We start from the raw sequence: 8337 nt of genomic DNA on the forward strand, positions 1-8337 counted from the left end.
ACGCCGCACCGAGCGCCTGGCGCAATTGGCCGAAGCCATCCGTGCCGACGGCGGCGAAGCCCACGCCGTGGCGCTGGACGTGACCGACCGCGCCAGCGTCGAAGCCGCCTTCGACAGCGCCGAAACGCAGTTCGGCGTGGTCGAGGTAGTGCTCAACAATGCCGGCATCGGCAATGGCCAGCGCGCGCTGGAAGTCAGCGAGGAAGACTGGCGCGCCATGCTCTCCACCAACCTGGACGGCGTCTGGCGCGTCGCCCAATGCGCAGCGCAACGTCTGGCCAGGGCCGGGCGCGGCGGCAGCATCGTCAACATCGCCTCAATCCTCGGTCTGCGCGTGGGCGGCGGCTATAGCCACTACTGCGCGGCCAAGGCCGGCGTGGTGCAGTTGAGCAAGTCCCTGGCACTGGAGCTGGCGCGCTTCGATGTGCGGGTCAATGCCATTGCGCCGGGCTACTTCAGGACCGAAATGAACGACGCCTACTTCGACAGCGACAAGGGCCAGGCCTATATCCGCGACACGGTGCCGATGCGCCGCCTCGGCCAATTGCAGGAGCTGGAAGGTCCTTTCCTGCTGCTGGCCAGCGATGCCGGCGCCTTCATGACCGGCGCGGTGCTCGCCGTGGATGGTGGGCATCTGGTGAGCAGCCTCTAGAACGAACCGCCAGGCAGCTCAGCGCTCGAGCTCGCGCAGCCGTTGCTCGAGAAAGCGTCGCTCCGGCTCCAGCTTCGCCAATTCCAGCGCGCGCTGGTAAGCCGCGCGCGCATCCGCATGGCGGGCCAGGCGGCGGCAGAAGTCGGCGCGGGCGGCATGGGCCAGGTGATAGTCCTGCAGATCGCCACGGGAAAGGATGGCATCCACCTGCGCCAGCCCGGCTTCCGGCCCGTCGCGCATGGCCAGGGCCACGGCGCGGTTGAGTTCGATCACCGGCGAGGGCTGCATCGCCAGCAACAGGTCGTAGAGGCCGACGATCTCCGCCCAGTCGGTGCCGGCCATGTCGGCAGCGGCCGCATGCACCGCCGAGATGGCCGCCTGCAGGGTGTAGGGGCCGACACGGCGGGTCGCGAGCGCAGCCGTGATCAGTTGCTGGCCCTCGGCGATCAAGGCGCGGTTCCAGCGCGAGCGGTCCTGGTCCTCGAGCAACACCAGTTCGCCGTCCTCGGCGGTGCGCGCCTCGCGCCGCGATTCGTGCAGCAGCATCAATGCCAGCAGGCCCATCACTTCGGACTCCGGCAGCAGCTCCAGCAATTGCCGGCCCAGGCGGATGGCCTCGGCGGAAAGATCGGTGCGGGTCAGCGAGTCGCCGGCCGAGGCGGAGTAGCCTTCGTTGAATACCAGGTAGATGACCCGCAGCACGCTGGCCAGGCGCTCCGGCAGCTCGGCGGCTTCCGGCACCTGGTAGGGAATCCGCGCATCGCGGATCTTCGCCTTGGCGCGGACGATGCGCTGGGCGATGGTCGAGGGCGTGGCAAGGTAGGCCCGGGCGATTTCCTCGGTCTTCAGGTCGCAGACCTCGCGCAGGGTCAGCGGCACCTGCGAGTCCGCCGGCAGCGCCGGGTGACAGCAGGTGAAGATCAGCCGCAAGCGGTCGTCCTCGACGCTTTCGTCGGCCTGCTCCTCCACTGATTGCGCATCGATCTCCAGTTGTTCGGCGATCTGCGTCAGCGAGGCGTCGAAACGCGAGCGCCGGCGCAGGCCGTCGATGGCCTTGAAGCGTCCGGCGGAGACCAGCCAGGCACGCGGGTTGGCCGGCACGCCGTCGCGCCGCCACTGATCGACGGCGGCGACGAAGGCTTCGTGCAGCGCCTCCTCGGCCAGGTCGAAATCCCCCAGCAGGCGGATCAGCGTGGCCAGTACCCGGCGCGATTCACAGCGGTAGACGTCGTCCACCATATCGCGCAGGGGCTGGGCGGCGTAGTCGTGCATGGGCCGAAGTCCTTGGCGTGGGAGAGGTCTGCCTATCCTGCACGGATTCTCGTTGGGGTGGGAGGTGTTCGGACGGATGCGATGGGGGGCGTTGCAGAGGACGTTGGGCAGGAAGTTGGAGCTGAAGCCGGCACACAGCTTTTTGTAGGAGCGAGGGGGACGCCTAGTTCTTGCTCGCGAACCGCCTGACGCCGTGGGTGCCATGCGAGGTTCGCGAGCAAGCTCGCTCCTACAGGTCGGGGGCCAGGCCAGGTTCCTTTTCGAGGCCAGGGGCGAAGTCAGGGCTTGGCATCGAACAGCAGTTGCCCTGTCGCCGGATCGAAGGGAATCGAGAAGTGCTCGTGGGCGATCTTCCACTGCCCTGCCTCTCGTCGCAGGCCGACGCTGACGCGCGCCCAGGAGGCGTTGTGCTGCCCCTTGTCGTCGGTTCCGCCACAGTAGGCGAGGTAGTGCCCGAAGGCCGTCTCGCCGCCGCTCTCGAAGCTCAGCTCATGGATCTCGAAAGTAGGTTCCTTGCACATCCGGGTGCAGTCGCGCCAATGGCTGGCGTAGGCCTCCACGCCCTTGAACTGCAGTTGCTTGACGGCATCGAAGGCGAGGATGTCGCGGGTGTAGTGGCGGGTGATGCCTTCCACGTCGGAAGCGCGCACGGATTTCAACCAGCTCTCCAGCAGCGCGTGCAGCTCAGTGTGGGCAGCGTTCTTTTCGGCGGCAGTCATGGGCTTTCCTCCTGCGCAAGGATCAGGAACCGCAACAGCTGTGCGGCAGCGGGGCTTGCTCGTACTCGTCGTGGAAGCGTGTCCAGTTCATGCCCTTGCCCTGGTAGTCGGGCATGCCTCCCCAGCCTTCGCCGCGCCCCAGCGGGGTGAGGTCGAGCAGGTGGTAGGTGAACAGCGGCGCCTCCAGCCCTCGGCCGTAGGTCGAGTAGCTGTGGAAGACTTGGTCGCCGTCGCGCAGGAATACGCTCATGCCCGGCTGCTCGCCGCGCACGTGGTAGCCCTGGCCGAGGCGCTCCAGCTCCGCCTTGTCACGATAGTTGTATTCCACCGGGGCGATGGACTCGTCGACGCTGACGTGGAAGTCGTAGTTGAAGTCGCTGCCGAACGACGAATACCAGGGGAACTGCCAGCCCATGCGGGTGCGGAACGGTGCGATTTCCTCCAGCGGCGCTCGCGACACCATGGCGAAGGTGGTGCCGCGGGCGTGCAGGTGTTCCAGCCGGCCGAGGTTGTCGATCAGGTAGGAACACCCCTCGCAGCCCAGCCCCGTGTCGCGGTGGAACATGAAGTGGTAGACGATCAGCTGCGGCCGGCCCTCGAACAGGTCGAGCAGGCGCAGCGGGCCGTGCGGGCCCTCGAAGCGATAGTCCTTGTCGATGCGCACCACCGGCAGCTCGCGGCGCTGCGCATTGAGCGCGTCGCGGGCCCTGGTGGCGGCCTTTTCCTGTTCCAGCAGGCGGATGCGCGCCTGCCGCCAGGCTGCCTGGGAAACGACTCGGGGCATCTCCGGGAATGAAGAATTAGGGCTGGCCGGTTTCATGTTGCACGCTCCTGGGCGCGTTCCCGTTGCTCGGTGGGCCGGGCGCGGCGCTTGCCGCGCAGGCGGGTGACGGCGAAGGCACTGACGCCGCCGGCGGAAAGGACGCTGGTCACTGCCAGCGTCAGGGTCGATACACACAGAGGGCACATGGCTCACCTCCTTCGGGTGGCGGGTTGCATCAGCCCTTTTCGGCCAGCGCCTTGAGGTTGGCCAGGCCCGCCTCGAAGTCCTTGCCGACCATGCGGTCCACATCGAAGAACAGGTGCATGATCTTGGCCATGAAGGGCACCGGGCCGAACATCGCCCAGGTCACCTCGGTGCCGCCATCGCGCGGCACCAGGGTGAACTCGGCGGTGTTGCTGGCCTTGAATGGCTTGAAGAAATCCAGCGCGATGCTCACGCGGCTGCCAGGGTCGATCTCCATGACCTCCATCCGCCCTGCCCCGGCCTTGCCGTTGCCTTGCCAGGCGTAGACCGCGCCGCGACCCTTGTCGGCGCCGGAAAAGCTGCGCTGCATCTGCGGGTCGAGCTTCTCGAAGGGCGACCATTGCGCCCACTGGTGGAAGTCCTCGATATAGCCCTGGATCCTTTCCGGCGGCGCCTGGATGCGCGCGGTGCGCTCCACGCGGAAGGTGCCCGGGCGATTCGCCGCCAGCACCAGGACCACCACCACCGCCAGTACCACCACCAACGCAATCCACTTGAGCATCACATCCTCCTGATGTCGCTATCACTGATGAAACCGGGCCTCAGCGCCCGGCGAAGTAACGGTCCCAGTCGCGGACCGGGCGGACTTCCACGGCGCCGAGGCGGCCGCTGGGAATCCCCTGGGCGATCTGCAGCGCCTCGTTGAGATCACGCGCGTCGATCAGCACGAAGCCGCCCAGGTACTCGCGGGTCTCGGCGAAGGGCCCGTCGGTGATCGACAGCCCCGTCGCGTCATGCCGCAGCGTAGTCGCCGTCTCCACCGTTTCCAGTGCCTCGGAGGCCAGCACCCTGCCAGCGCGGCGCTGGTGCTCGTCGTTGGCGAAGCACTCGTCCATCAGGCGCCGGTATTGGGGCCCGGACAGGCTCGACAGGCGCTGCTCGTCCACATAGATCAGGCACAGGTACTTCATGGTCGTCTCCGGGGCGCTATGGGTTGCCGTTACCTCATAGTCGAAGCGCGCGGTCGGGAATCGACACACCGGGAAAATTTTTTCTCGCGGGATTCCTTGGCGCCTTCGATGCACCGCTCTGCCTCGCGGCTGGGCGCCATCGGTCGGGGCGGCAGTGGCCCAGGACAGCACTTTCAGATTCGTCTCAGATATTTAGGAATGCTCTGAAAGCAAAGTGGGCATGGGGAAAAAACCCCTGACCATGGAGCTCAAGAAAATGAAACTTCACGCAACCGCCCTGGCTGTCGCAGCCGCTTTCGCTGTGCCGGGCTTTGCTTTCGCTGCCAACACCATCAACTTCAGTGGCGAAGTAACCGACCAGACCTGCTCGGCCGTGGTCGACGGCAACACCGACCCGACCGTGATCCTCGACAGCGTTCCGGTCAGCGCCCTGAACGGCAGCGTCGGCCAGACCACCGGCGAGACCAGCTTCACCCTCCAGCTGACCGGCTGCGCCGCGCCCAGCGGTGCCGACGAGCACTTCACCACCCTGTTCCAGGCCACCAACGCCACCGCGTCGGGCAACCTGACCAACACCGCCACCAGCGGTGCTACCGGCGTCGCCCTGCAACTGCTCGACGCCCCGGCCGGTAACCCGGTGAACCTGGCGGGCGGCGCGGCTGCAGCCGCCGGTGACATCATCCTCGCCGACGGTCAGACCAGCGCCAGCTACGACTACGCGGTGCAATACATCTCCGAAGCCGCCACCGTGACCCCCGGTCCGGTACTCGGCTCGGTGACCTACACCCTGCGCTACGAGTGATACCCCGCGGCACCTTCGGGTGCCGCATCCCGCATTGCGCCGCGCCGTTCAGGGGTGACCGCACCCCGAACGGCCCGGCAAGACAGGTGAACCGGATGAACGCCTCCCCACTGCGCCCGCTTCGCGCGGCGACGCTCGCGCTCGCCCTGCTGGCATCCTTCGCCACCCCGCTCGCCCAGGCCAGCGTGGTAATCACCGGCACCCGTGTCATCTACCCCGGCGACGCCCGGGAGAAGACCGTGCAACTGAGCAACAAGGACGGCTTCCCCAACGTCATCCAGGCCTGGATCGATATCGACGATCCCGCCTCCACGCCGGATACCGCCAAGGCTCCCTTCGTGGTGAACCCTTCGGTATCGCGCATGGCGCCCGGCAGCGGCCAGACCCTGCGCATCCTCTACACCGGCTCCGGACTGCCCCGGGACCGCGAATCGCTGTTCCACCTCAACGTGCTGCAGATTCCGCCGCGCAACGCCGCCAAGGCCGAGCAGAACCAGATGCTGCTGATGCTGCGCAACCGCCTGAAGCTGTTCTACCGCCCGGCGGGCATCGCCGGCAGCCCTGAGCAGTTGCCCGAGAAACTGCGTTTCTCCCTGGTGCAGAACGGCAGCGACTGGAGCGTGAAGGTGGAAAACCCCACCGGCTACCACGCCTCCTTCGGTGGCGCGACGCTCAGCATCGGCGAGCGCCAGTGGAAGCTGAAGCCGAGCATGGTCGCGCCGCTGGGCCTGGCCCAGTGGAGGGCGGAAAAGCCCTCGCCACTGCCGGCCGGCACGCCGCGCCTCTCGGCCCTGCTGATCAACGACTACGGCGCAAGAGTGGACGTTCGCCATGACCTGCCGCGTTGATCGTGCCCATGGACCGCTGCTGCCGTTCGCCCTGGGAGCCCTCGCCATGGCGGTCGCGGGCATAGCCCTGGGCGATGCGCAGTACCGCTTCGACGACAGCCTGCTGATGGGCTCGGGCCTGGCCGGCGGCAGCCTGGAGCGCTTCAACCGCGCCGACCAGGTGGACCCCGGCACCTACCATGTCGACCTCTACCTCAACGGCCAGTACGCCACCCGCGCGGAAGTGGAGATGCGCCAGCGCGGCGAGCGCGCCGAACCCTGTTTCAGCGAACGCTTCCTGCGCCAGAGCCTGGGGGCGCGCCCCGACCCGAAGGCCGGCAAGGACGACCAGGGCATCTGCCACTGGCTCACCGAGCGCCTGCCCAACTCGACCTGGACGCTCGACACCGCGCGCCTGCGCCTGGACCTCGCTGTGCCCCAGGCGCTGCTCGACATCAAGCCGCGCGGCTATGTCAGCCCGGACGAATGGGACGCCGGCAGCACCATGGGCTTCGTCAACTACGACGCCAACCTCTATCGTTCGAGCTTCGAAGGCTCCGGCAGCGGCGGCGATTCGGACTACGGCTACCTCGGCCTGAGCGGCGGCGTGAACCTGGGCCTGTGGCGCCTGCGCCACCAGTCCAACTACACCTACTCCAGCTACGCGGGGAACACCCGCAGCGACTGGAACAGCATTCGCACCTACGCCCAGCGCGCACTGCCGGGCCTGCGCAGTGAACTGACCCTGGGCGACAGCTACACCGAAGGCAACCTGTTCGGCAGCATGGGCTATCGCGGCGTACGCCTGGCCACCGACGACCGCATGCTGCCCGACTCGCAACGCCAGTACGCGCCGCAGGTGCGTGGCACGGCCAATACCAACGCGCGGGTGGTGATCAGCCAGAATGGCAAGAAGATCCACGAGAGCACCGTGGCGCCCGGTCCCTTCGTCATCGACGACCTCTACGGCACCGCCTACGACGGCGATCTGGACGTGCAGGTGATCGAGGCCGACGGCAGCGTCTCGCGCTTCTCCGTGCCCTTCTCCGCCGTGCCCGAATCCATGCGCCCGGGCCTGTCGCGCTACAGCGCGACGGTGGGCCAGGCGCGCCAGTACGGCGACGGCAACGACCTGTTCAGTGACCTGACCTACCAGCGCGGCCTGACCAACGCCCTCACCGCCAACCTCGGCGCCCGCGTCGCCGAGGACTACCTCGCAGTGCTCGGCGGCGGCGTGCTGGCCACGCCCTACGGCGCCTTCGGCATGAACACCACCTTCTCCAGCGCCACCGTGGAGAACGACCAGCGCAAGCAGGGCTGGCGCGTCGGCCTGAACTACAGCCGGACCTTCCAGCCGACCCAGACCACCCTGACGCTGGCCGGCTACCGCTATTCCACCGAGGGCTACCGCGACCTCGGCGACGCGCTCTCCGCACGCGACGCGGGCGACCACGGCGACAGCTGGGACTCGAGCAGCTACAAGCAGCGCAACCAGTTCACCCTGCTGGTCAACCAGGGCCTGGGGCAGTACGGCAACCTCTACCTGTCCGGCTCCACCGCCGACTACTACGACGGCAAGAGCCGCGATACCCAGCTGCAGGTCGGCTACTCCAACACCTGGCGCCAGCTCAGCTACAACCTCTCCTACTCGCGCCAGCAGACTACCTGGTACCGCGACGTCAACGATGACTACGACCCGTCGCAACCGCCGCAGTACAACCTGCAGCACGGCAGCAACCGCAACAACACCCTGACCCTGAGCCTGTCCATGCCGCTGGGCTCCACCAGCCGCGCGCCGAACCTCAGCGCCATGGCCTCACGGCGCAGCGGCGACACCAGCGGCAGCACCTACCAGACCGGCCTCAACGGCACCCTGGGCGAGGACCGCAGCCTGAGCTACGCCCTCTCCGCCGGGCGCGACAGCGAAGGCCAGGGCACCGACTTCAACGGCAGCGTGCAGCAGCAGACCTCGGTCGCCACCTTCAACGCCGGCTACGCCGAAAGCTCCACCTACCGCCAGGTCAACGGCGGCATGCGCGGCGCGGCGGTGCTGCACAGCGGCGGCCTGACCCTGGGCCCCTACGTCGGCGATACCTTCGCCCTGGTGGAGGCCAAGGGCGCCAGCGG

At 67.6% G+C, this 8337-nt stretch carries 10 protein-coding genes; 4 read left to right on the top strand and 6 right to left on the bottom strand.

Features of this window, described 5'->3' with window-relative positions:
- Positions 1-652: SDR family NAD(P)-dependent oxidoreductase (locus ACCC94_RS25260; protein ID WP_413352366.1), on the top strand; the 652-nt coding region annotated here is incomplete at its 5' end.
- An 18-nt stretch (positions 653-670) separates the two neighbouring features.
- On the opposite strand, the gene ACCC94_RS25265 is transcribed toward ACCC94_RS25260, so the two are convergent.
- From ACCC94_RS25265 to ACCC94_RS25290, 6 genes are all read right to left on the bottom strand, one after another.
- A complete protein-coding gene (locus tag ACCC94_RS25265; protein ID WP_413352367.1) occupies positions 671-1924 on the bottom strand; it encodes an RNA polymerase sigma factor in 1254 nt (417 codons plus the stop codon).
- A gap of 278 nt (positions 1925-2202) precedes the next feature.
- Positions 2203-2643 (bottom strand): YybH family protein, encoded by a 441-nt coding sequence (locus ACCC94_RS25270; RefSeq protein WP_413352368.1) that lies wholly within the window; start codon positions 2641-2643, stop codon positions 2203-2205.
- 22 nt (positions 2644-2665) lie between these two features.
- Positions 2666-3463 (bottom strand): DUF899 domain-containing protein, encoded by a 798-nt coding sequence (locus tag ACCC94_RS25275; protein WP_413352369.1) that lies wholly within the window; start codon positions 3461-3463, stop codon positions 2666-2668.
- Complete coding sequence (locus tag ACCC94_RS25280) at positions 3460-3612, bottom strand: hypothetical protein (protein WP_413352370.1); 153 nt, start codon at positions 3610-3612, stop codon at positions 3460-3462. The genes ACCC94_RS25275 and ACCC94_RS25280 overlap by 4 nt, the downstream gene beginning before the upstream one ends.
- Before the next feature lie 29 nt (positions 3613-3641).
- Positions 3642-4172, bottom strand: a complete 531-nt coding sequence (locus ACCC94_RS25285; protein WP_413352371.1) for an SRPBCC family protein — start codon at positions 4170-4172, stop codon at positions 3642-3644.
- Positions 4173-4212: 40 nt separating this feature from the next.
- On the bottom strand, positions 4213-4581 hold the full coding sequence (locus ACCC94_RS25290; protein ID WP_413352372.1) for a YciI family protein: 369 nt from the start codon (positions 4579-4581) through the stop codon (positions 4213-4215).
- A gap of 256 nt (positions 4582-4837) precedes the next feature.
- On the opposite strand from ACCC94_RS25290, the gene ACCC94_RS25295 reads away from it, so the two are divergent.
- The 3 genes from ACCC94_RS25295 to ACCC94_RS25305 all read left to right on the top strand — a co-directional run.
- Positions 4838-5383 carry a fimbrial protein gene (locus tag ACCC94_RS25295; protein ID WP_413352373.1) on the top strand — a complete coding sequence of 182 codons (546 nt, stop codon included), beginning with the start codon at positions 4838-4840 and terminating at the stop codon, positions 5381-5383.
- Positions 5384-5478: 95 nt separating this feature from the next.
- A complete protein-coding gene (locus ACCC94_RS25300) occupies positions 5479-6231 on the top strand; it encodes a molecular chaperone (protein ID WP_413352374.1) in 753 nt (250 codons plus the stop codon).
- Positions 6215-8337 (top strand): fimbria/pilus outer membrane usher protein (locus ACCC94_RS25305; protein ID WP_413352375.1); only part of this gene is annotated, 2123 nt, incomplete at its 3' end. The genes ACCC94_RS25300 and ACCC94_RS25305, both read left to right, overlap by 17 nt.

Source organism: Pseudomonas sp. Pseusp97 (assembly GCF_047304025.1).
GTDB lineage: Bacteria > Pseudomonadota > Gammaproteobacteria > Pseudomonadales > Pseudomonadaceae > Pseudomonas.

What these genes read in the sequence shown, in the direction of transcription:
- ACCC94_RS25265 (WP_413352367.1), bottom strand. Translation starts at nt 1,924, where the DNA reads ATGCACGACTACGCCGCCCAGCCCCTGCGCGATATGGTGGACGACGTC.
- ACCC94_RS25270 (WP_413352368.1), bottom strand. Translation starts at nt 2,643, where the DNA reads ATGACTGCCGCCGAAAAGAACGCTGCCCACACTGAGCTGCACGCGCTG.
- ACCC94_RS25275 (WP_413352369.1), bottom strand. Translation starts at nt 3,463, where the DNA reads ATGAAACCGGCCAGCCCTAATTCTTCATTCCCGGAGATGCCCCGAGTC.
- ACCC94_RS25280 (WP_413352370.1), bottom strand. Translation starts at nt 3,612, where the DNA reads ATGTGCCCTCTGTGTGTATCGACCCTGACGCTGGCAGTGACCAGCGTC.
- ACCC94_RS25285 (WP_413352371.1), bottom strand. Translation starts at nt 4,172, where the DNA reads ATGCTCAAGTGGATTGCGTTGGTGGTGGTACTGGCGGTGGTGGTGGTC.
- ACCC94_RS25290 (WP_413352372.1), bottom strand. Translation starts at nt 4,581, where the DNA reads ATGAAGTACCTGTGCCTGATCTATGTGGACGAGCAGCGCCTGTCGAGC.
- ACCC94_RS25295 (WP_413352373.1), top strand. Translation starts at nt 4,838, where the DNA reads ATGAAACTTCACGCAACCGCCCTGGCTGTCGCAGCCGCTTTCGCTGTG.
- ACCC94_RS25300 (WP_413352374.1), top strand. Translation starts at nt 5,479, where the DNA reads ATGAACGCCTCCCCACTGCGCCCGCTTCGCGCGGCGACGCTCGCGCTC.